At 58.6% G+C, this 24,267-nt stretch carries 17 protein-coding genes and 2 pseudogenes; 11 read left to right on the top strand and 8 right to left on the bottom strand.

The window, feature by feature from the left end; translation table 11 throughout:
* Positions 1–32: 32 nt before the first annotated feature.
* A complete protein-coding gene (locus P1L41_RS18400; protein WP_276298612.1) occupies positions 33–425 on the bottom strand; it encodes a RidA family protein in 393 nt (130 codons plus the stop codon).
* Positions 426–868: 443 nt separating this feature from the next.
* On the opposite strand from P1L41_RS18400, the gene P1L41_RS18395 reads away from it, so the two are divergent.
* From P1L41_RS18395 to P1L41_RS18380, 4 genes are all read left to right on the top strand, one after another.
* Positions 869–1,735 (top strand): CPBP family intramembrane glutamic endopeptidase, encoded by an 867-nt coding sequence (locus P1L41_RS18395; protein ID WP_276298611.1) that lies wholly within the window; start codon positions 869–871, stop codon positions 1,733–1,735.
* Positions 1,736–2,145: 410 nt separating this feature from the next.
* Positions 2,146–2,913 carry a CPBP family intramembrane glutamic endopeptidase gene (locus P1L41_RS18390; RefSeq protein ID WP_276298610.1) on the top strand — a complete coding sequence of 256 codons (768 nt, stop codon included), beginning with the start codon at positions 2,146–2,148 and terminating at the stop codon, positions 2,911–2,913.
* A 205-nt stretch (positions 2,914–3,118) separates the two neighbouring features.
* The gene (locus P1L41_RS18385) at positions 3,119–4,054 is read left to right on the top strand and encodes a CPBP family intramembrane glutamic endopeptidase (protein WP_276298609.1); all 936 of its coding nucleotides are present in this window, start codon (positions 3,119–3,121) and stop codon (positions 4,052–4,054) included.
* A gap of 163 nt (positions 4,055–4,217) precedes the next feature.
* Complete coding sequence (locus tag P1L41_RS18380) at positions 4,218–5,768, top strand: SLC13 family permease (RefSeq protein ID WP_276298608.1); 1,551 nt, start codon at positions 4,218–4,220, stop codon at positions 5,766–5,768.
* Positions 5,769–6,285: 517 nt separating this feature from the next.
* On the opposite strand, the pseudogene P1L41_RS18375 reads toward P1L41_RS18380, so the two are convergent.
* Positions 6,286–6,932 (bottom strand): annotated as a pseudogene (locus P1L41_RS18375) (cyclase family protein).
* 312 nt (positions 6,933–7,244) lie between these two features.
* On the opposite strand from P1L41_RS18375, the gene P1L41_RS18370 reads away from it, so the two are divergent.
* Positions 7,245–8,204: an acetamidase/formamidase family protein gene (locus P1L41_RS18370; RefSeq protein ID WP_276298607.1), complete on the top strand. Its 960-nt coding sequence runs from the start codon at positions 7,245–7,247 to the stop codon at positions 8,202–8,204.
* A gap of 413 nt (positions 8,205–8,617) precedes the next feature.
* Here P1L41_RS18370 and P1L41_RS18365 read toward each other — a convergent pair whose 3' ends face one another.
* The gene (locus tag P1L41_RS18365) at positions 8,618–9,787 is read right to left on the bottom strand and encodes a CaiB/BaiF CoA transferase family protein (RefSeq protein WP_379789294.1); all 1,170 of its coding nucleotides are present in this window, start codon (positions 9,785–9,787) and stop codon (positions 8,618–8,620) included.
* 187 nt (positions 9,788–9,974) lie between these two features.
* Between P1L41_RS18365 and P1L41_RS18360 the strand changes: the two genes are divergently transcribed.
* Positions 9,975–11,438: an aldehyde dehydrogenase family protein gene (locus tag P1L41_RS18360; RefSeq protein WP_276298605.1), complete on the top strand. Its 1,464-nt coding sequence runs from the start codon at positions 9,975–9,977 to the stop codon at positions 11,436–11,438.
* 138 nt (positions 11,439–11,576) lie between these two features.
* Here P1L41_RS18360 and P1L41_RS18355 read toward each other — a convergent pair whose 3' ends face one another.
* Together P1L41_RS18355 and P1L41_RS18350 are read right to left on the bottom strand one after the other, a co-directional pair.
* Positions 11,577–12,623 (bottom strand): glycoside hydrolase family 88/105 protein, encoded by a 1,047-nt coding sequence (locus tag P1L41_RS18355; protein ID WP_379789292.1) that lies wholly within the window; start codon positions 12,621–12,623, stop codon positions 11,577–11,579.
* A gap of 93 nt (positions 12,624–12,716) precedes the next feature.
* Positions 12,717–13,484, bottom strand: coding sequence for an IclR family transcriptional regulator (locus P1L41_RS18350; RefSeq protein WP_276298603.1), 768 nt, complete (start codon positions 13,482–13,484; stop codon positions 12,717–12,719).
* 524 nt (positions 13,485–14,008) lie between these two features.
* Here P1L41_RS18350 and P1L41_RS18345 point away from each other — a divergent pair.
* The 4 genes and pseudogenes from P1L41_RS18345 to P1L41_RS18715 all read left to right on the top strand — a co-directional run bounded on the left by P1L41_RS18345 (position 14,009) and on the right by P1L41_RS18715 (position 18,773).
* Positions 14,009–16,261, top strand: a complete 2,253-nt coding sequence (locus P1L41_RS18345; RefSeq protein WP_276298602.1) for a GMC family oxidoreductase — start codon at positions 14,009–14,011, stop codon at positions 16,259–16,261.
* A 76-nt stretch (positions 16,262–16,337) separates the two neighbouring features.
* Positions 16,338–17,105, top strand: a complete 768-nt coding sequence (locus P1L41_RS18340; RefSeq protein ID WP_276298601.1) for an enoyl-CoA hydratase/isomerase family protein — start codon at positions 16,338–16,340, stop codon at positions 17,103–17,105.
* 80 nt (positions 17,106–17,185) lie between these two features.
* Positions 17,186–18,275: pseudogene (locus P1L41_RS18720) on the top strand (class I adenylate-forming enzyme family protein); the annotation flags it as partial.
* Between the two features lie 183 nt (positions 18,276–18,458).
* Positions 18,459–18,773, top strand: coding sequence for an AMP-binding enzyme (locus P1L41_RS18715; RefSeq protein ID WP_379789308.1), 315 nt, complete (start codon positions 18,459–18,461; stop codon positions 18,771–18,773).
* A gap of 266 nt (positions 18,774–19,039) precedes the next feature.
* Here the strand turns inward: P1L41_RS18715 and P1L41_RS18710 are convergent, their stop codons facing one another.
* Positions 19,040–19,438 carry a DUF6498-containing protein gene (locus P1L41_RS18710; protein ID WP_379789198.1) on the bottom strand — a complete coding sequence of 133 codons (399 nt, stop codon included), beginning with the start codon at positions 19,436–19,438 and terminating at the stop codon, positions 19,040–19,042.
* Positions 19,439–21,420: 1,982 nt separating this feature from the next.
* Entirely contained in the window at positions 21,421–22,041 is a 621-nt protein-coding gene (locus tag P1L41_RS18325) for an alpha/beta hydrolase (protein WP_276298599.1), read from the bottom strand.
* A 382-nt stretch (positions 22,042–22,423) separates the two neighbouring features.
* Between P1L41_RS18325 and P1L41_RS18320 the strand changes: the two genes are divergently transcribed.
* Positions 22,424–23,116: a CPBP family intramembrane glutamic endopeptidase gene (locus P1L41_RS18320; protein WP_276298598.1), complete on the top strand. Its 693-nt coding sequence runs from the start codon at positions 22,424–22,426 to the stop codon at positions 23,114–23,116.
* Between the two features lie 575 nt (positions 23,117–23,691).
* Here the strand turns inward: P1L41_RS18320 and P1L41_RS18315 are convergent.
* Positions 23,692–24,264 carry a PH domain-containing protein gene (locus tag P1L41_RS18315; RefSeq protein WP_276298597.1) on the bottom strand — a complete coding sequence of 191 codons (573 nt, stop codon included), beginning with the start codon at positions 24,262–24,264 and terminating at the stop codon, positions 23,692–23,694.
* Positions 24,265–24,267 lie beyond the last annotated feature (3 nt).

Raw genomic sequence — 24,267 nt, 5'->3', positions numbered from 1 at the left:
GCCGCCGAGTCCGTCCCACGGAGCCGTCTCCTTCACTCCCTGGGACTGATCGCCTCGGATTCGATCTCGACCAACATCTCCGGTTGGGCCAGCGAGTCGACGCCGATGAGTGCGCTCGTGGTCAGATCGTCCCCCAACACGTCCCCACGGATGTCCTTGAACTCCCGTGCGTAACGCATGTCGGTCAGAAAGACCGTCATCTGCACCAAGTCCGACAGCTCCGCATCCGCCGCTTCGAGCGCGTACTCGATGCGCTCGAAACAACGTCTCGCCTGCGGCTCGAACTCCCTGGAAACGATCTCGTCCTCGCCCCAGCCAGTCTGGCCGGCGACGAGTACGCGGTCGCCTACTCTGATACACTGCTCGTACGAACGGGACTTGGACTCCTCGAGTTCCGGGACATCGATTACTTCCTGTTCTGTCATACCACTCTCTCGTAGGGATGGTGCATAAATCTGGTTCCCGACCCGTTGATGTTGGACACCTCCCCGTTGCGGATGACGTCTCCGACGTTCCGTCGAGGTAGATGCCGCTGTTCGCGAAGCACACTGAATGCGAAACTGTTCGTCAGGAACCCGTATCTGCTCTGTAGCGCCTTTCTGCGACGCTAGTCGAGATCTGGACTCATCGCTCTTTCACCATTCGACTAATCGAGTCTACTACTGCCTCTGCTGACTGTGCGCTCTCTATACCGCAGCGTCCTCTCGAACGACGCAGTCTCTATGAATACCATTGTGGCCGATACAGAGTATAGCGACAGTAACGAGGACTGCCTCTGAGCATGGCGGTCACGGCCGGTGGAGTCCTGGGTTCTCATCGAGAGAGAATCCGAGAAACCCTCAAATATATGTGAGATAGATTATATACTATGCCCTCCCGTATCCGTAGACGAATCAGTGACCGTCCCGTGACGACGTTCTTCGTGGTCGCGTACCTCGTTTCGTGGTCGGCGTGGGCACCGCTGGTCTTCAGCGACTGGTGGGCGACGTGGTCGCCACTGGTCCTGGCAGACGACATGCAGACGATGGTGTTCATCATGGTCGGTGGGTTCGGACCGCTCGTCGCTGCAGGGCTCGTCACCTGGGTCATCGGTGACAGTGTTCGCGAGTGGGCTGGTCAACTCTTCCGGTGGAACGTTTCCATCAGGTACTGGGTATTCGCCCTGCTGTTCCCTGCCGTTGCAGTCATCACGGCGAGTGCTGCCCACATCGCCGTCTTCGGCGGCCAGTTCGACCCCGAATCGACGGGCGTCTTAGTGCTCTATCCCGTCCTCTTCCTCCAGGTCTTCCTCGTCGGTGGGGGTAACGAGGAACTCGGTTGGCGTGGCTTCGCGCTGCCACGGCTTCAGGAATCGTACTCGGCACTCGCCTCGAGCTTGCTCATCGGCGTCGGCTGGTTCGCCTGGCACTTGCCGCTGTTCCTGGTCGGGGGGTCTTCCCAGGCTGGTGTCCCGGTCTACTACTACGGCGTCGCGGTCATCGCACTCTCGGTCGTGTTTACCTGGCTCTACAACGAGACTGGCGGGAGCGTCCTGCTGACGATGGTGCTCCACGCCTCAGTGAATACTGGCGGTATCCTGTACCTCGCTGGCGGTGGTGCCGCGCTCCAGACCAACCTGCCGAACGCGCTCTACGCGGTCGTGTTCCTCGCCGCTGCGCTGGTCCTCGTTGCGACATACGGCCCCGAACGGCTCGCCGACGCCGAGATTCCAACGCGACTGTCCGGAAGTCAGTAAGGTGCCGGGAGGAGCGCAATTACGTCGGCGGCCCGGCGTGAGCATCGGCGGCACCAGCGATGATGGCAGCGACGATTGTCACCCACCACGCTTCCCGAACCGCAACGAGGGCGAGTGTTTCGGTACCGAAGGGAACCCTCCGTTCGTGCGTTCCAGGTGGACAGTCGGAAGCAGGACTAGTCGAGCGACAGCTGAGGTGGGCGCAAGAACATCGGTCCTCGCTGAGGGAGGCTCCCATTTGACATTATATAACTGCGATTCGAACGGACACGTGTGAGTTAGCAATGGGATCGTTACGCCCGTTTGTCCGCCGCCATCGTTTCGCCACGTTCGTCTTCCTCACATTCGTTCTGACGTGGGCCCCCTGGGGAATCGTAGCCATAGACCTCCAGACAGGACGTTCGTCGTTCGTGACGCCACTCATCTTGACCGGGGGGTTCGGTCCCTTCCTCGCAGGTATCATCGTCGCCGTCGCTGGTGGGGACAGCCGCTCGTGGTTCGGAAACCTCGTCGACGTGAGGGCATCACCGTCCGTCTGGGCCGCCGCGGTGCTGATACCAGTGGTACTGTACGTCGGTGCGCTTGTCCTATTCGTCGCCGTCGGAGGCGGGTTCGATCGCACCAGCGTCCTCCCAGCCGCGGCGCTTCCGGCGGTCGCGTTCGCGACGCTCATCAGAGGGGGACTCGAAGAACCCGGCTGGCGCGGTCTCGCACTCCCTGTCCTCCAGCGGCAGATTGGCGCATTCAAAGCTAGCATCGTCATCGGCGTTATCTGGGCACTCTGGCACGTCCCGCTGTTCTTGCTGCCCGGGAGTTCACAGGCGGGGACACCTTTCGCGCTGTACGCCGGCGTCGTCGTCGGGATCAGCGTCATCGCAACGTGGCTCTACAACGTGGCTGGAGGCCGAGTGCTCATTGTCGTCGTCTTTCATACGCTCTCAAACGCGGTGTCGGTGACGACTGCGGGCGGCGTCATCGGCGACGAGGTGACGTCTCAGGTCGCACTCCTCGTAATCGTCTGGACGACAGCGGCGCTGCTGGTCTGGCGGTACGGTGCCGAACGGCTCTCGCCTGCCCCGCTCCCGAACGGTGGGCTGGACTTCACGGCCACGACCACGGCACCCGAACAGGCAGAGAGTCCGAGTGAAACGCCGTCCCAGTCGGACAACCCCAGGTGAGCTCTTCGGACGCTCCCAGCGTTCTGTCCCTCGTACTGGAACCGATTTTATTCCCAGTCGGAGATTCCTTCCGCGATTAGCGTTATCCGTGCTCGGGCGACTAATCATTATACTCGACCCCGAAGAGTAGTTGTCCTGAGGGATTCTGGGGAGTGAATGAGAACCATCGATAGATTTTACCACGGTGTCGTCGGACTGTTGTCATATGGGTTCCTCCGTTCGCGCCTGGATCGACCGCCATCGAATCGTGAGCTTCCTTGCGGTCACGTATGCGTTCACGTGGACGGTTCAGGGAATCGTCGCACTCTCGGGGATGGAGGCGTCGTGGACGATGTCGATCCTGATCGGCTTCGGTGGCTTCGGGCCGCCGATGGGTGCCGCCGTGGTCGTGTGGGCGGCCGGCGGCAGTCTGCGCTCATGGATCGGCCAGTTTTTCCGGTGGCGGATCGGCTCGAAGTGGTGGACTGCGGCGCTTCTGATTCCGCTGGTCGTTCTCGTCCTCGGCAGTGGACTCTACGTACTCCTGGGTGGACCCGTCGACCTCGCTTCGCTTCCCTTCCCTGGCATCTACCTGTTCGTGATGGCCTGGGGCACCGTCTGGGGCGGTGGGCAAGAGGAACTGGGCTGGCGCGGGTTCATGGTACCGGTGTTGCAGGAACGCTACAGCGCGCTGGGTACTAGCCTGCTCGTCGGCGTGGCGTGGGCTGGCTGGCACCTCCCGCTCTTCTTGAACGCCAACACAACGCACGGGAGCTGGCCGGTCTCCCAGCAACTCATCTGGGGTGCAACAATACTCGCAGGCTCGGTGTTGTGGACGTGGATGTACAACAACACCGGAAGCGTCCTCGCGGCCGCTGTCTTCCACGCCGGGATGAACAGCATCGGCGTCTTCCACCCGGCAGACAAGGCAGCGCTCGTTCCCGGAGGGATTCCTGACCCGTGGTTGAACTTCCTCGCCGAGATTTCCTCGGCCGTCGTGCTGGTCGGTATTGCCGTCCTTGTTGTCCTCGTGTTCGGAACCGACCGTCTCTCGAATCACACGGTACCTGACACCAGCGTGCTCGGACTGGGTGAGGACGGTTCACGATCAACTGGCTCACGAGCGGGAAGACGGAACGTCGGTCAGGAACAACAGAGATGAGAGAATCGTTCGGAATCCGTTTCCTTCCGGCGGTTCCGTCGTCGTTTCTTAGTCCACACGTCGATCTAGTTGTCCCCATTTCGTGAGTTGTGACGTCGCGAGCAGAGACAGATAGATAACACTAACACTGAACAACGTGCTTATAAGACCACAGGTAGACCCAGTGCCATCGAAGCACGTCAGCCAAGCCGTGGCGATTGCGATTGCCACCCTCTTACTGGGGGTTGTTGCGACGATCCCCACCACTGGGTCACTCACCGTTGCCGGCCAGTATGCGGTCGCGACGATGGTGTTCGCGGCAGTGCTCTGGGTCACTGGTGCACTTCCGCTTCCGCTCACGGCCTTGCTGATCCCGATCGTTCTGACGGTGTTCGGGGTCTATCCCGATTTCGGAGATGCGGTCGCAGGGTTTGCCGATCCAGTCATCTTCCTGCTCCTTGTGGGATTTATGTTCGCCGAAGCGCTCCAGAAGCACGCTATCGACCAGCGGATCGCGCTCTCGCTACTCGTCCGGTTCGGGACGTCAGCACGGGGACTGGTCTTGGGCGTCATGGTTGCGACGGCCCTTCTCTCGATGGTCATCTCGAATACGGCTACGGTCGCAATGATGGTGCCAATCGCGCTCGGGATTATCGAGATCGTCACCCACCTGACGAAAGCAGGCGAGGAGCGTCCCGCTTCGACTGCATCGAATCTGCAGGTCGGAATGTTACTCGGCATCGCTTACGCCGCGAGTCTGGGGGGTGTCGGAACGCTCATCGGAACCCCACCGAATGCAATCGTCGTCGGACAGCTGAACGAACTGCTCGGCTTCGAGATTACGTTCGTCGAGTGGCTCGCTATCGGACTCCCGATGGTGGTCGTCACACTCCCAGTCGCGTGGGTGCTGCTGACGTACGTCGTGTACCCACCGCAAGAGTACGATGTAAGCCGCGCTCGGGAGCATGCCAGTGACCGGCTGCACTCGATGGGATCGCTCTCGACGCGCGGGCGTCGCACCCTCGGGATCTTCGGCGGGACTGCCTTCCTGTGGCTTCTCGGCGGGCTCGAATTCCTGTTCGACGACATCCTCCCACGCGACTGGTACGTCACACTCTTCGGCGGGATGGGCCGAAACGTGTTTGGAACTGTTGGTCACGAGGGGGTGTTGTTCTACGTGCTCGTCGGCTTGCTCGCCATCCCCGTACTTGTTGTCACCGGCGCGACAGCGTGGGACGATATGATCGACATCGACTGGGGGACGTTACTGCTTCTCGGCGGCGGCATCTCGTTGGCGAACGCGTTGGCCGATACGAACGCGACCGTATGGCTCGCGGAAGTGACGCTCGGTTCGCTCACAGGCACGTCGATTCTCGTGATTCTCCTCGTCGTGGTCACGATGACGATAGTCGTTGGCGAGCTGGCCTCGAACACCGCGATGGCCGCGATTCTCGCTCCGCTACTCATCAACATCGGCCCGGCGTACGCCGAAGCGCTTGGCACGTCGGGAGAACTCGCAGCAGTGCTGCTCGCAGTAACCGGCGCAATCGCTGCCAGTTACGGGTTCGCGCTGCCAGTTGCGACACCCCCTAATGCGATCGTCTTCGGCGCAGGGTATATCGAACGCGAGCACATGCTCCGTGCAGGGGCGCTGCTCGACGCTATCGTCATCCTCCTGACGACAGGTGTGGCGTACCTCCTCATCCAGTTCTTCTGGCCGCTCGTCCTCGGATGACCGACATCTACTGAACGTGGCGCCCACCGAGCTCTGGTTCGAACTGAACAACTATCAGCTGCTGATGCTCAGCTGCTCCTGAATCAGATTAGCGACGCTCGTAGCTGGGGCGCGAACAGTGGTGTCTGCACACGCTAACATCTCAGGGAGCCCTTGGTCAGTCTCTGTCAGCAGCAGAAGTGACAACTGACCACTGTCATCCTCGGAGAGCGAACGGGGGCTGGCTGGCAACCCAGACTGGTGTTCTCGTCGAAGGCTACGGCGAGACTGTGGCCGACGCGGCGGCTGATTATCTTCGACTACTCTTGGAGACTGGCGATGAGTAAGGCGTCTTCCAGTACAATCGCCATCGCGTATCGGTGCCGAGCCTGTGACTACTCCCTTATCCGTGCGCTCGCCGGGGTTGTCGCTTCCCTCGCTGTCAGTCGATCGCAGACCACAAACAGATAGCCCATGGATTCCACTGAGCGTGAGTCGCTTTCTAGCAACAAGCGTCAAAAACTCAAATCAAGTGGTATCAAGGGTCGATGGTCTCAGCGACAGCACGGACCGGTGCTCCGTCACCTCCCCCGATGGGCATAGGGTGTGCGTGGAGTGTTCCCTGTTCGAAGCTGCCCAGATTGGTCAAGTTTTCTATAATAAAGCGGCCGTCGCCGAGCAATGCGCTATGGACTGGGACCCCATCTGGTTCGTCATCGGCCGTGTTCTCGGTCGGCGTCGGGTCCGGATTCAGCGCATCGATACCGACGCTCCATCCCCGTGATGCACAGTGCCTGGCTGCCTCGGGGAGAGGTACGGGTGATCCAGGTACCGGTCCGTTCCCCAAAATCGGTCCCAGCCGGTCCAGAGCAGAATCAGGTCTACAGCACTATCCTGTGGCAGGTCACTTGGCCCGATCGCTTCCCGGTCACCTTTGTCGCGAAGGTCCACGACGCGTGCGTCGAAAACGAATCTGTCGATGCTGAATTCGTCGATCGAGTCGCCATCTGGTTCCGTGTGACTCGGAGCGTCGATGTGGGTCCCAGTGTGACTCCCACAGCTAACGGCGGACACACGGGAGCCATCCGCAGCGAGCGATGAAACCTGGTGGACGTCGACGTGTGGGTCACCGGGGAAGACCTGCATTCCGGTCTCGATTGGATGAGAGAGGTCATGGAAGGCCATACACTGGCCAACGGGTGGGTCCTCAAAACCGTACGGTTTGCCATCCTATCCACGTCCGGGTAAGCGTGAATGGTGGTAGTCCGCAAGCCACTCCAGCGGGGGTAGCGACCTCCGGTACCCGACAGTACTGGCGTGCGAGAGATATAACGTGAGTCTAACACAGTACGTCGACCTCTCGATACCGTTCGTTCGAGCGGACGGCCTCTCCGTATAGTTACGGCCGAGTTCCGGATAACGATGTCGAGGATTGCACTTATTTCGTGGGCCACCCCATCCAAAGTTGTAAGCGCCTCACTCAGAACTAGCATATCGATGAACGTCGACAGAACACTCAGTCACGAATCAGCGTTGCACACGTCCTGGAACAACGACATTCCGCCAGCGCTCGAAGTGGAATCTGGAGCGGTCGTCCAGTTCGACTGTCTCAACGACAGTGGTCCCAATATCACCCCGGAGACGGACTCTGCCGACCTCCCAGACATCGAGTTCGTCGGCCACCATCTTACCGGCCCGGTCGCCGTCGAAGGTGCCGAACCGGGGGACGTCCTCCAAGTCGAGATTCTCGACGTCGACCACGCCGACTGGGGATACACGCTGATCCGCTCGGGTGACCGCAACGTCGGCTTGCTGCCCGAGATGTTCTCAGACCCGTATCTCTACCACTGGGACCTGGACGAAGACGTCGCGCACTTCGAGCAGGGCATCGAAGTACCAACCGCACCGTTCCCGGGGGTGGTCGGCGTCGCCCCAGCAGAGGCGGGTACACACGAGACTGGGCCACCGCGCGCCGTTGGCGGGAACATGGACATCAAGCACCTCTCCGCCGGGTCGGTTGTCTATCTGCCGGTTGCTGTCACGGATGCGCTGTTCAGTATCGGTGACGGCCACGCCGCACAAGGTGATGGAGAGGTCTGTATAAGCGCCATAGAGACACCGACGACGGTCACCACTCGCCTCACACTTCGCAAGGATCTGGACATCGACACGCCACAGTTCGAGACCAACGGTCCGTTCACACCCTCCGGCCATGACGAGAAGATGTACGCGACGACGGGCATCCGGGACGACCTCATGGCTGCATCGAAAGACGCTGTCCGTCAGCTGATCGAGCATCTCCACGACCGCCGCGGGCTCACCAAACAAGAGGCCTACGTCCTCTGTTCGGTCGCAGCGGACCTGAAGATCAACGAGGTAGTCGACGAACCGAACTGGGTCGTCTCAGCCTACATCGCGCAGAGCCTCTTTCCGGACGACCCAGCAGGGGGAGTGTGAGAGCGGTGACGCCAGCGTTTGCTTGCTAGATTAGGTGTGGCCGTTGTCTGCACAGTGGTTCAGATCGGATCCTATCTCTCGAAACCGGATACGGGTTAGAGCGCAATCGAGCATGACTGAGAATCTGTAGCAGTATCGCGGAATCGATTTTGAAATCTGCATCTCTATATGCCCCTATTTGGACACAAAGAAAATTGTTCAACCCTAATATGTATTCTAAACCGGACTTTTAAGCACGAAAGCACGGTTGCACCCACATAGTACTGAGTTTAAAGTTCAGCGCGCGAATACAAGACGGATTTCTGGGACGATTTTACGACATCCGATTAGAGAGCGATCGGACAACACAGTCGATACCCGCTCGATCAAATCTATTCTCTCACACTACTCCTTCGGGACAGTCCTCCGTGTCGCTATTCGTCATCTGTGGCTGAGAGATCTGTTGGATAGCCAAGCTCATCGAGTATCTCTTCCGTGTGTTCGCCAGCAAGCGGCGGATGTCGACGGATATCCGGCGGCGTTTCACTCATCCGTATCGGCGTTCCAGTCACTGTCAGCTCACCCAGAGTAGGGTGGTCGACGGTCTGGAGCATCTCGTTTTCTTCCACCTGCGGATCCTCCACGACGGCCGGGATATCTTGGACGGGACCACACCAGACGTCGTGTTCGAGCAGCTTGTCCATCCACGCTTCAGTTGTGTCCGTTCGCAACACATCCCCGATACTCGCCATTATCTGGTCTCTGTCGTCGTACGCCTCCTCCCAGGTGGTGACATCCTTTATTTCGTCAATATCGAGTATCTCACCAAGCTCCGACGGCATCACGAGAGAGAGGACCAGGTGGCCGTCAGCCGTTTCGTAGACGCCGTAGGGTGCTGGGTGATAGATGTTTCCGAGCCCATGTGCCCCTCTTTCGAGATCTGCGCCACTGTTCGCGTAGGTTCCAATCTCTTGTAGTTGGAGATCCACTGTCGCGCTCAACAGATCGCCTTCGATGCGTTGGCCCTCACCGGTCCGGTCTCGGTAGTGGAGGGCGGCGAGTATGCCGAAAGCGAGGTAGGTCGCGGAGTGGAGGTCGGCAATGGCGATACCCTGCGGAGTCGGCAGGTCGTCACGGTCACCGGTGATGCTCATCAAGCCGCTCATCCCCTGCACGATGAGGTCCTGTCCAGGTCGGTCGACGTACGGTCCAGTCGAGCCAAATCCGGATGCGCTTGCGTAGATTAGGCCGGGGTTCGAGTCGGAGAGTTCCTCGTACCCGAATCCGAGGCGGTCCATGACGCCCGGCCGGAAGTTCTCGACGACGACGTCGGCTTCCTCACAGAGGTCGTAGAGGACCGCTCGGTGTTCCTCGTCTTTGATATCGAGTTCGATACTGCGTTTATTCCTGTTGAAAAACTGAAAATGGAGACTCTCTCCCTCGGGATATTCGTTCGCCATCGAGAAGTTCCGCATCCACTCACCGCCGGGGCGTTCTATCTTGAGGACTTCGGCACCGAGGTCAGCGAGCATCTGTGTCGCGACCGGGCCTTGTGCGATTTGTCCGAAACTAACGACTGTCAGGTCATCTAGCGCTCGTGGCATGACTGAATGCTCGAATTGTGTCAAAATAGTCTTTTCCCTCATTGTGTGCGCCGGACTCTGAACTACCGGACCTGCCTGAACAGAGTACTGAACGGAATGTGGGTCAAGGGCACCAGCCAGCAGGTCGACACCTCGTCTGTGCCCCCATCGACGGTACACTTATCATTCGGACCGACGTGGGTCCGCTATGTCGTCAGATAGCACCGTTGATCGACAAGAGAAGTATCAACTGTTCGTCGACGGGGAACACGTCGACGCCGAGAACAACGGGACGTTCGACGTCAACGACCCGGCTACGACTGACGTGATAGCCGAAGTTGCGAGAGGACGTGAAGCCGACATAGAGTACGCTGTCGACGCCGCAAATGCGGCTCTCGATGACTGGAGGCGTACGAATCCAAAAGCGCGAAGCGAAACGCTTCGAGACATCGCGGTGGCGTTACGAGCGAACGTCGAGACGCTGGCGCAACTGACGACACTCGAGAACGGCAAGCCGATTTCGGAAGCCCGTGGTGAGGCTGAAGGATGTGCAGACGCCTTCGATTTCTACGCTGGCATCGCCGACAAGGTTCATGGTGAACAGATTCCCCGAGGACGGGAGTACGTCGACTTCACCTACCGGGAACCATTGGGAGTAACTGCGCACATCGCCCCGTGGAATTTCCCACTCTCGATTTTCGCTCGAAGCGTCGCCGTCGCACTAGCCACGGGGAACACAGCCGTGGTCAAGCCCGCCGAACAAACGCCGCTTGGTGCACTCACTATCGCCAAAATCGCCCATGAGGCGGGGCTACCCGACGGGGCCCTCAACGTCGTTACTGGATTCGGTGCCGAAGCAGGCGCACCACTCGCTGGCCACCCCAATATCGACTGCGTTACGTTCACCGGGTCCGTCGAGACTGGGCGGAAAGTCGCTGAACTGGCTGCCCAGCAGATAACCCCCGCTAATCTCGAACTCGGTGGGAAGGGACCGAACGTCGTCTTCCCCGACGCCGATATGGACCTCGCGCTCGACAACGCTGTCGCAGGTTTGTTCACTATGGTCAGCGGCCAGTGCTGTTCTGCCGGGTCCCGACTCCTCGTCCACGAGGACATCTACGACGAGTTCCTCGACAACCTGGCGGATCGACTCGACGCCCTCGAAGTCGGTCCTGGGTCAGAAGATCCGGATATGGGACCGATGATTGACGAAGGTCAGTACGAGAAGGTGAAGTCATATCTCGACGTGGGGAGAAAAGAGGTCGGCGAACCGTTCTATGGTGGTGAGGTACTGGACCGCGAGGGGTACTTTATCGGTCCGACAGTCTTCGCAGGTGCCAGTAACGACAGTCGTCTCGCACAAGAGGAGATATTCGGCCCGATTCTCCCTGCAATCTCGTTTTCTGACGAACAGGAAGCCATCGAGAAGGCCAACGACACTGAATTCGGACTCACCGCAGGCATCTTCACCGCAGACCTCAACCGGGCACATCGATTTGCTCGGGATGTCGAAGCCGGAGGCGTCTACATCAACGAGTGGTTCGCCGAGGGCATCGAGACGCCGTTCGGTGGGTTCAAAAAGAGCGGAATTGGCCGCGAGAAGAGCACCGAGGCGGTCAAGCACTACACGCAATCGAAAAACGTCTGTGCCAACATCGGCATCGGTGAGTAGAGCCGACGGCCATGCTCGAACGGGGTCACAGTTGCGCCATTTTTTCTAAAACCGCTTCCGATGAGCGGTGTCCGAATCTAGCTGAGCGCGAGCGGCCCGCGGGTTGCCTACGAGCGGCGACGGAATACGGCGAGTGACCTACGCGAGCTTCCCGTCCTCGAATTGGCTCGCTGCGAGCAAGAACCACCCCTGACCGTACGAGGTGACGCCCAGCGGCATTCGCTCACCGCCTGGTGGTTCCGAGATACGGTGAACGGCACCGTCTTCGTCGACTACCCCACAGCAGATATCGATACCGCGGCGAGCCGCTGTTGCATACGCTTCGTCTTCGAGAACACCAGCATCGTATGCCTGCTTGAATGCGTAACTGAACATGAGTGTTCCCGACGCCTCCAACGGAGTGGTCCGGTCGTCGATTATGTGATGCCAGTACCCGCTGTCGTCCTGTAACTCCAATGCGGCCGCAGCGAGTTCCCGGAATGCCGATTCGATGTCTGCACGCCCCTCGTGGTCCTCGGGCAGCAGTTCGAGGGTGTCGAGCATCCCAGCAGCGGCCCAGCCATTGCCGCGCGACCAGAACGTACTGGACGGATACATGTTGGGACACTCGCGCCAGGCGTGGCGGAACAGGCCAGTATGGGGGTCCTGCAAGTACTTCGACTGGAGGCGAATCTGCTGGACTGCTTCGTCGAATCCCGCCTCGTCTACGAGTTCACCGTAGCGAGCGAAGAACGGACAGACCATGTATATCGCGTCGACCCAGAGTTCCGTCCGTTCACGGATGTGCGGAATCCCACCTTCTTCGGTTCGCTCAACGTCGTCGAAGAACTCGAACTGTCGTCGTGCGGCATCGCGATACTCCGCCTCGTCGGTTTTACGGTAGAAATCGAGGACTGCGTGTCCGACCGCGGCAGGGTCTGACTGCCCCTTGAACGAGCTGAGTTCTGTGCGGTCGATCCACGGCTTGTAGTCGAGCGATCCGTATGTGAGCTGTCCAGCACTCGTCTGGGTCGCGATTGAGCGGTCGACGAGCGACCGGGCGGCGTCGACGTACGTCGCTTTCTCCGTAGCTACGAGGCCATTGAGAGCGACGGCTTTCTCCCAATCTTCGGCCTCCATATCACGCTCAGTCGTGTAGCGGGCGACTCGATTCACTAATTCTGGGGTAAGCGTCTCTGCTGACATCGGTATTTCACGTCTATGACTTGCGGCGGCTTCAATAAATCTATGGGTCACTCAGCAGGCTGATAGACCCGAGAAACGAGAGCCGCTTGGCTATCAGTAGGACAACTGTAGTTCTATTTGGTTCGTCGTCCTCAATAGTGCTTCGGGGATGTCTGACTCCAGCCGCGCTCCCTGCATCCGCGTTGCTGGCCCGCAGACGCTCACTGCTCCGACGACGTCGCGTCGGTCTTTCAGTATCGGGGCCCCGACAGTTTGAAGTCCAAGGACAGTCTCCTCGGTATTGAACGCGTATCCTCGTTCCCGCACAGTCGCCAACTCCTCAGTCAGTTCATCCACGTCGGTTACAGTGTTCTCTGTCTTCGCTGGTAGGGTGTCACCATCGAGTATCTCGTCGACGCGTTCCTGTGGGAGATGGGCGAGGATCGCTTTCCCCGACGCCAAGTGATGCAACTGCGACCGCTTTCCGAGCTCACCGTGAGTCTGGACACCGTGGTCGCCGACGGCTTTCAACAGATGAACAGCGTACCCGTGTTCCTCGACGAACACCCAGACGACTTCGCCAGTCGTGTTCGCGAGTTCCTCGATCGGGTCTTCCGCTATCTGTGCTAGTGGTGACGCTCGCCGGACTTTCTGCCCCTGCTCGTAGAATCGGAAGCCCAGACGATACTGTCTGTCCTCTTTAATCACATACTCCTGTGCGACGAGGGTCGTGAGATGTTTGTGGACGGTACTGGGGGCGAGGTCGAGCGCCGACGCGATATCAGTGACGCCGCTTAGGCTGTCTGCGTCCAAGAATTCGATAATCTCGAAGACTGTTTCTGTTGCCTTCACAGTCCGTCTCGGTGGCGTTTCTCCGGTCATCTGCCCTAATCTGGCACACGATTCCATATAATTGTTACTGATTTGTCGGTTGCGAATTTCTTCAGAAGGTCGAATTTTCTGTTTCAGGGGCTTGCTGTTTCATTATTCGCTATATCCGAATCTATTTACCGCTGTCTCGTTCCCCCGTTGTGTGGCCCACGGAAATAACATCCGTACGCATGTTACTATATTCTCTGGCTCGAGGTCGACGCCACGCGAATAGCACTGATACGGCTGTTAGTAATTTCCATAGCTAGTCCGACTGTCGAACTTCCCGCACGAAATCGCCGAAAAACCACACTCGTGGTACTGCCAACAGGATTCGTAATAGGCGAATCTGTTTCTTCGTATTTGACGGCCTTCGGGACTCCAAACGTATCGAGGCCACTGCGCTCGGAATCAGTGATTTCACAACTGACTATCAGTTATTGTCTGGTGAATTCACGTACACATCGAACCACGAAGTGGTTCGATTCGCCACAGCACCACGATTTAATACAGTGTAGACTCAGGTTGTAGGGTATATGAGTGACGTAGACACATTATTGACGTTCAATGCACATCGCTCTCGGACCGTCTCCGCGCTGTTCGAACGGATGTTTCCAGCTGACGACGATCCCGGTGCGACCGAGATAGGCGTCACACGGTACGTCGATCGAGCACTCGATGGGGAGTACGAAGAGCAGAAACGGTGGTATCAACTGGGTATCGATGCACTTGACCGAAATGCCGAGGCAGAATACGGCGCCCCGTTCGTCGAGTGTGCGCCGGAGGAGCAGGACGTACTCATCGGACGCCTCGAAACTGGTGACCTCTCGGATTTTCACACGCCGCCACAGGAGGAGTTCTTCGAATTGCTCCGTCAACATCTCCAGGAGGGGCTTTTCGCCGACCCAGCATACGGCGGGAACAAAGACAAGAAGGGGTGGAAAGTGCTCGGTCACCCCGGCGTACACCTCGAAAACTCCGCCGAAGAGAACCTTACAGATGAACCGGTGACCAAGGGCGGTGAGTATCAGTCGATGGCCGACCTTGGCTTCGACCCTGAGAACAGTTCCGACGGTGGCCCCCCCGATATCGACGGGTTCGATCCACAGGCGGGTGCGAAAGCACCAACCGACGAAGCCGACGTGGTGATGGTTGGGATGGGAGCGATGGGTGGTCTCGTTGCACCGGTGTTCGCAGAAGCGGGACTCGATGTCGTCGCACTGGAGGCAGGACCGTGGCGTACCAAGGACGATTTCATCCCCGACGAGCTCGGCCATGCCTACTACCGGCGTGCTGGAATGGGTGAGAAGTTCAACAAGGAGACGCCACAGTGGCGCAGGAGTGAAAACGACGAAACGCGAGAGGCGACCTTTTCGCTGGGCCGTATGATGAACAGCGTCGGCGGGTCAGTCATCCACTACGGGGCGTGGCTTCGGCGGTTCCACCCGCACCACTTTCGCTATCGGTCGTTCGTCGAAGAACAGTGGAGCGAAGACGCGCTTCCGGACAACTGCACGGTTGCTGACTGGCCTCTGAGCTACGACGAGCTCGAACCGTACTACACCCGCGTGGAACACGAAGTCGGTATCTCTGGGAACGACAGCAACCCCTACGTAGAACGGAGCGAGCCATTACCGAACAAACCGTTTCGACCGTTCCGTCAGGGCGAAATCTTCACTGACGTCGTCGAAGACATGGATCTCAACCCCTATCCGGTCCCGGTCGGCGTCAACAGCGAACCCTACGATGGTCGCCCGGGGACGACGTACTGCGCCTGGAACAGTGGTTTCGGGTCGTTCAACGACGCCAAGTGGCACCCGGGCTTGTCCAGCATTCCACGGGCGCTTCGGACTGGTAATCTGGACCTCCGAACGTACTGTCGAGTCGTCGAAATCCTGACTGATGACGACGGTGAAGTGACCGGTGTCGAGTACCTCGACGCGAACGGAGACCGCCGAACACAGCACGCGAAGACGGTCATCCTCGCCTCCTACACCTTCGAGAACATCCGTCTCATGCTGCACTCCACAGACGAGACCCACCCCGATGGACTCGGGAACAATCACGGCCAAGTGGGCAAGCATTTCATGACCAAGATGTTCTCGGACGTGAGCGGGTATTTCCCTGACACCGTGTTCAATCGTCACACCGGGCCGGCCGCTCAAGGCATCATCCTCGACGACTATGACTCTGCAGCGTTCGACTCCGCCAAGCACGGATTCGTCGGCGGGTCGACCTTGGGGACGGAGAACCAGCTCCTCCCGCTCCAGATTAGTCAGGCGACGCTACCCGAAGACGTCTCATCGTGGGGGAAAGAGTACAAGGACCACCTCAAAGAATGGAATCACTGGGGTGCCGTCCGGATCCAGTCGACGAATCTCCCGTACGAGTCGAACTACATCGAACTGGACCCGCAGAAGACCGACGAGAGCGGCGAGGGGATGCCGGTCCTCCGCATCACCTACGACTTACGGGAGAACGAGCGCAAACTCCACGAGTTCTTCCGCGGCAAGGCCACCGAGATCTTAGACGAGATGGGTGCGACGGAGACGTGGGGTGGACCCGCATTCACCGGTGTCGGAAGCAGCCACGACCTTGGTGGCTGTCGGATGGGGACCGAGCCGGAACAGTCCGTGGTCGACGCCGACCTCGAAGTACACGATACGCCGGGACTGTATGTCTACAGCGGGGCCGCGTTCCCGATGTGCCCGAGTATTAACCCGACGCTGACGATGTGGGCGGTCTGTCTGCGCGCCGCGGAGAATCTGGTCGCGAACTTCGAGGACTGAACTGATTCAAGACTGCTGTCCTTGATGCCAGCCGACGGAAGCTATTTACTCTCCATACCCGACCACCAACGTACGCATGAGTACAGAGACGGAATTCGAGTATATCGATTTCAGCGTCGAAAACGACGTCACCACCGTTCGGCTCCAGCGTCCGGAGAAGAAAAACGCAATTACCGGAGCGATGCGTGAGGAACTCGTCGAGGCGTTCGAGCGCTTCGATGACGGAGTCGGTACCGTTCTCGTTCTGACTGGCTCAGGCGACTCCTTTTCTGCGGGCACGGACATCAACGAACTGGAAGACAGACTGCCAGAGACAGTCACCGAGGCGGTCACTCTCGACCAATTTGCCCTCCCAGAGCGAATCGAGGCGCTGGACAAACCGACCATCGCACTACTGAACGGATTGACGCTCGGCGGCGGGTTCGAGTTAGCACTGGCGTGTGACATCCGTATCGCGTCCGAGGAGGCGTCTCTGGGCTTCCCCGAGATCTCCATCGGTGGCTTCCCAGGTGAAGGCGGGACCCAGCGACTCCCGCGCGAGACGAACCTCGGGACGGCACTGCTAATGCTACTTACTGGCGAATTCATCTCGGCCGAAGAGGCGAAGGCGCACGGTATCGTCCAGGAAGTCCATCCCCCCGATAGTGTGGAAGAACGAACGATGGAGATTGCGGAGGCGATCGCAGAGAAAGACGAGCTCGCACTTGTCTTGGCGAAACTGTCGACGAAGATGGCGGCAAAGACCGAATTCCAACAGGGACTCGAGCTGGAGGGTATCTTAGCGAACGTTATCGAGGCAACACCGGAACGCAAGGAGCGATTATCAGAGTTCCTCGACAGGTAATCGACTCCGGAGGAAGTCTCGTCGGGTCGGCCGTCGATTGGCGAAGAAGGGTTTTTCCCACACTAACTGTAGGGTCACACATGACGAGCGAATCAGGCGGCGTGACGAACCTCGGCGCGGTCTACGACGCGACAGCACGCGTCGACCCGAGCCGAGTTGCGGTCATCGACGATGCATCCGAAACTTCGATCACGTACGGCGAGTTGTCCGCTCGTGTCGCTCGTATCGCGACCAATCTCGAAGCACTCCACGTCGACGAGGGCGACCGAGTCGCGCTCTGTTACCCGAACGGCGTCGAGTACCTCGCGGCGACCCTTGCGGTCGCTCGCATCGGGGCCGTGCCGGTCCCTGTGAATCTCGAACTATCCCGAGAAGCTTTCCTACATCTTCGACGACTGTGGGTCGCGCCTGGTCCTCGTCAGTGACGAGTCTACAGTCGACGACGATGTCGCCTCGGGGCTCACACGGGCCGAAGTTGTCGAGACGGTCGCCGTCCATTCTGCCACTACGACGCTGTCGCTGGACCCGGTCACGGTCCGAACACTCGACGGGAACGCATCGGGCACGGACATGCATACTGCGGCCGACGTGGCTGCGTCGACCCCAGCGATGCAACCGTACACGAGCGGATCGACGGGGCGGCCGAAAGGCGTCGTCCTAACCCACGGCGGTATCGAATGGTGTACGAAAGCGTTCGTCGACCACCTCTCACTCGACGAGTCCGACCGTGGGCTCGTCGTGACGCCGCTCTACCACAAGAATGCGATGACCGGCGTGGTCAAGCCGATGCTGCTATGTGGGGGGAGTGTCGTCGTCCTGCGCGAGTTCGATAGCGAGGCGGCTATCGAGGCGATAGCCAGCCACGAAGTAACCTATATGACCGGTGTCCCGGCCATCTACAAGCGTCTGGTGACCGCGTTCGATGGCCATGGCAAGGGGGAGATGTCGAGTCTGTCGTGGGCAAGTTGCGGCAGTGCTGCGGTCCCGGATTCGTTGGTCGCTACTTTCGAGCAGACTTTCGACGCGGACCTACTGGAAGTGTATGGGCTCACGGAGGGTGGACCAGTCGTGACTCATTCACCCCGAGAGGGCGCTCGGAAACTCGGGAGTGCAGGCACTCCGCTCCCGGACGTCGACACACGAGTCGTCGACCCGGATACAGGTGACGAAGTGCAAGCCAACGACACTGGCGAACTTTGGGTATCGAATCCTGGTCTCGGGACCTACTACGAGCGGCCCGAGGCGAACGCGGAGCGCTTCGTCTCTCGAGACGGTCGTCGCTTCCTCCGCACTGGCGATCTCGTTCGGAAAGACGAGGAAGGGTATCACTACATCGTGGGCCGTCTCGACGACATGATGGTTGTCGGTGGAGAGAATCTCTACCCCGCCGATGTCGAAAACCGGTTGCTGAAGCACGATGCCGTCGCCGACGTCGCCGTTGTGAGTGTGCCACATCGTGAAAAAGGGGAGGTTCCCGTCGCGTTCGTCGTCAGAGATGGCCCGGTGAGTTCCGATGACCTCAAAACGTTCGCGCTTACAACCGGTCCGGCATTCGCTTATCCGCGCCGTATCTACTTCGAGTCACACCTCGAACTGAGTGGGACAGGGAAAGTGGACGTCGAAGCACTTCGCGAACGGGCTATCACGGATATCGGCGAGCAACTGTAGTCGGCCCGGCGTACCGTACGACGACAGGGACCAGACAGACCATCACCCGGCTGAATCCTACGACCAGATAGCACAGATTGGCTACCCATTGACATACACAGATACGCCACTTTCATTTTTGAATTAATACGTTTCATTCTATTGTCTCTGCATATGGAGTGGCGAATATGTTTATAATATTATAAGTGCGTCCTTTCTATAGATAGAATGGGGAATTTGAGACTGGTTTGGAAAATCGATCTCCAAATATCGACTTATTCCGGGAGTCAAAGTCGACATCCAAGAGTGAAAATCACCCGTACCCCACCTAGATAAGCACCGTAACTTCGCTGTTCCAGCACACGTATCGAACACCCGAACGTAGTGCGTCGGCAACGGCAGTGGACCGATCCATCGAGAACACGCTTCTGTTGCAGTGGCCCGAGCAGTTCAAATCGCCGTCGGGAGTCGTTTACCGCTCGTCTGAGGAAATTATTCGGGCGCTTTCGGGCGAACAGTGTCTGGACAGCGGCCCACAGGCAGATAGTCGCAAGCTCTGCCAGATACACGAACAGGAGGGTTTCTGGCTGCCACCCGGCAGCGACAACGCCGACGATCGGAATAAGATTGCCCGCGATAACCGCAATTGTGTCACTGTGCAGTGGGGACTCGGGGCGAATGCGCACGTCGAGAATAGCTAATGGGTTGCTATTAAATTGGGGGCCCTGTTGCCCCGTCCACCGACTGGCGGTATTGAGGTGCGAAATATATGAGAGAATTCAGTGAATTACCCCGGAGAACCGTCTTGACACCCCCACCTTGCTCATATATAGAGAAGCCGTGCCTTTGGAAAAGACACTTTTGTAGTGGTATTAACACATAGGTATGCGGAGAAGAGAATGCATCCGCGCGACTATCAGCTGTATTGGCGGTGTGTCGGTCGCTGGTTGTTCAGGGATTCTTCCAGGTAGTAATCAAAATCCCGCGTATCCAGGCGGAACCCTGGTTGTGGAGAATACCGGTGATAACCCTGTGCATATCTCGGTAAACACAAAATTACAGCAATACGATGCCTCACTTGACACCGAAGTCGATGGCGGGGAAACCATTGTTCGTCGTGAATTTGTCACCGCTGATAACGGAGATATCGTGACTCTCGAGGCCCGGCTCGGAGAGACTGGAGACCCACTCAGATTCCAATTTCTTCCCGCAGGTGGAGACGAAGACGCACCTCCAGAAGTAGCGCAGCTCACTTTCGAGAATGTGTCGAGGCGAGCGCAAGGTGGACCGCGACACGCGGGTCCTGACGTCGCGAGGCCTCCTTTCGGAGCTCCTTCCACGAAACAACGTCCCAATGTCCGGCTCATCGTACTGACAGCAGTGAAACACCTCGTAACCACCCACGTACCATCTGACACGTTTGTCTCATCTGTGTAGACCGACCTGTCCGAACTCACCTACCGGGCGGTAGTGCTGGTTGTTCGCAGTGTTCCGTCTAGTTGCTGCTTTCTTCGCGGTACTGGCATCGGGATGGGAGACGCACGGCCTGGTCGGGAGGTTCACGGGAGTTAGCTCACTCGTGATTCGTCCTCACCAAGAGAGCGACCCCCGTAACTGAAACCGACATCCCAAGGATAATCAGACCGAGGTATGCGACAGCTATCGACTCGATATCCTGAATGGCTGAGTGGTACCGGTTGGTCGTATGTAGGAACAGTAGCAGGGTGCCTGCGATACTGATGAGAAGACCGGCGGCGTTTACTTGCAGTCCTAACTTAGCCATGCTAGCAGCTCACCTGCTTCGGGCAATGGCAGAAAAATATCGCATTCGGTAAGATTCTTTTGGCTCGGTATCGCCTATCTTTCGGCCGGTCTGCTTCGGCCGATTATCTCGGGCTAACCGTTCTGTGTCTACCGATATCCGCTCTCATTACGGTCGAAGAACTCGAAACGAAGCAGGACTAGCGTCGAGGTACGTGCTTCCACCACTATGGGTAGTCGCAGTTCTTTATCCGACTCCAGCTGGTGAGTCAGCAGTGACGTTCCCACTTCTCATCACCCGTCAGTACCAGTGTGGGTGATACAGAGCACCCTTGTGATAGTGGCAGTAGTTATCGGACGCAGCTACACCCACGGCAAAATACCGAAAGCAATCCTGCTAGAGCGTGCCGACGTGACCACCCCCGGCTATCAGGTGGACGTTGGCCCCAGTCTGAGCGATGCGGCCGAGAAAGTATCCACCCGCTCCCGTCACGGAGACCGCGAGCTCATCGTCTACCGTTTTGAGTCATGCGGCACAGCTATCTACGACTATCCCCGTACTTTCGACGCGAGTCGTGTCCCCGTATTCTACTGCTATTTGCAATGGTGGTCTCCGTTCAGTCGCTTTCTGAACGTAACCGCTTCACGAGGAATCGCGACTGAGCAGACGACGCCCGGTCGAAGGTCTCACTCGGGTAATACAACAGCCCGAAGTGACCGCCCGGAATCTCCATCCGCTCCTTTGGCCCTGACAGGCGCTCGTAAGCGTCGCGTGCCACAGTAGGTGCCGAGCGCGGCATCTCGTCGTCAGGCGACACCACGAACAGGGCCGGACAGATAACGTCCGCCGCGCATAGTCCAGGCTGCCACGGTGGGCCTTTCGGCCGGACGATGGTGACCTCATTCGTCAGTTGGTGTCCGAGCGAGTTCCGTAGCCGTTGAACCATCGGAACGCCGTCTCGGGTTTCAACGCTGATGGACGCTGGTCCTGGTCGTCCCAGACGACAGGTATCGGACCGTGAACCTCGTCGGGGGCCGGTTTAACCGACCCGGTGTGGACCATCTGTTTCATCGCTTCTCGAGCGGAGCCATCGAGATCGTTCGACGGTACCTCCGCTCCGAGCGCTGGCACCTGGACGACCAGCGCCGCGACACGGGTATCCAGCGCGGTCACGACCAGTGCAGCGCCACTACTGTAACTATCACCCCACACGGCAATGCGAGCGGAATCGACGTTCTCGTGGGTTGTCGCAAACGCAATCGCGTCACGATATCCGCGTGCCTGAGCCCAGGGGTTGACCTGTTGTCGCGGTTCGCCACCGCTCTCCCCGAATCCCCGATGGTCGTATAGCAGCACTGCCACGCCCGCCTTGGTGAACACCTCGGCATATCTGTCGGCGACCATCTGTTTAGTAGCGGAGAACCCGTGAGCCATGACGACCAGTGGCCACGGTGGCGACGGGTCGGGCGAGTAGAACCAGGCACTCAGCTCCGCGCCCTCAGATTCAAACGATACGTCGCGTGCCATCTGTCACTGTATGTGACGGTTGGCGAAATAGTTGCCTGATGACTGACGGCTTTCGTGGGGTACGCTCTGGTCAGGCAGGGACGGTCCGGTTCGCAGGTTCCGTCTGGAGAGTCATTTAGTTTGCAGACTGTCTGGAATGAGGACGGTCGTCACCGATCGGCCTCGGAATGCGGCCACGACCAAACCGGTTGAGATGCCCGAAACGAATAGAGAGAGGTCACGTCTACGGGTCGTCAGTTCTCATACGGGGTGATACGGTCCGAAAAATACTGAACGACGAACAATCTGCTCGTCCTGTGAGCGACGACCCTATGGGCTCGCTGACATCGGTACACGGGAGCAGTCGAACGACTAAATGGTAGTTCACCGTACTGTCGTTCGTATGCCCTCCAGGACCAGAGAGAGCCGGCGGGCTTCACATCGTGACCGGCCCGTCCCAGTCGCGACTGGGTTACTCCTCTCGCTGTTCGGGGTGCCACTCCTCGGCCAGATAGATATCCCACGCTTGGTCGACGTGTCTGCGACGCGGTCGTTTCTCGCGAACTCGGTCGTCACCTGGGTGGTGGTCGGTGTCCTCGTGGCAATCGTCGTGTACTGGGAACGACGACCGCTGACATCTTTCGGGCTTCGGATTCCGAGTCGTAGGGAGGCCACTGTCGGCGTCGGCGCCGGACTCGTAGCTGTCGTCCTCGGTGTCGTCGCGATCGGAGTCGCCGTCGCTACGTTCCAGCTCGAACAACCGGAGACGCTGTCGGCGCTCGGTCGACTCTCTGTGCCAGTACAGTTCGGTATCGTCGTGACGGCTGTCGTCACTGAAGAGATACTCTGGCGAGGTTATCCTATCGAACGGTTGACCGAGTTGACGGGGAGCGTGTGGGTCGGCGCGGGCGTCAGTGGCGTCGTCTTCCTCGCCGTTCACTTTCCCGCCTGGGGCATCGTCGGAGCAGTTCCACAAGCGGTGTTTACCCTCGTCCTCGTGGGTGTCTACGTCTGGTCACGGAATGTAGTGGCCTGTATGATCTCTCACGGCGTCATCAACGTCCTCATGATTCTCGTGTTGCCCAGGGTCATCTAAGCGGTCAACGCGTCCCATTCCAGGCTATGAGAAATTCCACACGATTCTTGAAACGTCCCGGTGAATAGTGTCCCGAGAACCTATGCTCACTCGCCTCGAGAACCGCGTCCGGAACGGACAAACGGACCGTCGCCGGCTCCCGTAGCGGCTGCTCGAGTGGCTGGTTCTGCTCCTGGTCCTCGGTCTCCTTGCACAGTTTCTCATCGTCCTGGTTCGGAGTTTCTCAGTCGAACCGCTGCTCGTATTGGTCACGGCGGAACTGTCGCCCGACCGAGCGCTTTTCGCCGTTCTCAATATCGCATTCCTCGTCGCACAGTTAGTGGTACTGATCGGGAGCGTTTGCGTCGTCGCGCTCATGCTCGCTTGCGGCTACGTGTTGACCGATGAACTCACGATTCCGATTGGCCACATTATGTGGAACTTCTTTCAGAGAAGAATTTCTCGAATATTCGTCCTACAGTTAAGATAGCAATCGGGATTCCGAAGACCACGAAAATAGCCAAGAGAAATTCGCTGAGCCAACGACCCTGTTATCCCAGAGTACCCACATCCAACCCTTGGCTGTCCCTAAACGATTATCTTTCAAAAGTGCTGCGGATCGCTCGTATCTCGTCTCGAATTTGCTGCCACTGTGTCAGGTCTCCAGGGATAGCAGATTCCTCCCATCTACCCCCACCGAGACCATCGCCGTTCGATGCTGCTCGATCGACGAGTGCCCGGATTGCACGAGGGTCTTCGATCGCCCGGAATGAGAGATCGTCCCCACCAGCAATTTCGAACGTGACTGAACCGTATCCGAAGATTGATCCCGTGATGTCCTGCCCAAAGGAACTGTTCTGGACGGTTTCGAGGTTTGCCTGTGTGACAGACCGGGTCAACACACCGCGTTTCACGTAGAGTGCTTCGTCCGTTATCACGTACTGCACGCCTTGGAGCGCAATATACTTCCAGAGCGGGATGGCCACTCCGAGTGGAACAATTGCGAGAAACATCAGGCTTTCTCCAGAAACACTGACCACGATCCCGAAGACGAGGAGGAGAACGCCGATCACGACTGCTGGAAGGATGGTTGTGATCCGCGGGCGGCCGGACCACTCGACCGATTCAGTGGTGCCGAGCGGAATTGCCGGGTCAATTGACTCCGTCATGGT

The sequence above is a fragment of the Haloarcula ordinaria genome (assembly GCF_029338275.1).
Lineage (GTDB): Archaea > Halobacteriota > Halobacteria > Halobacteriales > Haloarculaceae > Haloarcula > Haloarcula ordinaria.
Note: the sequence above shows the minus strand (reverse complement) of the source record. Positions and strands in the feature narration are given on the sequence as shown.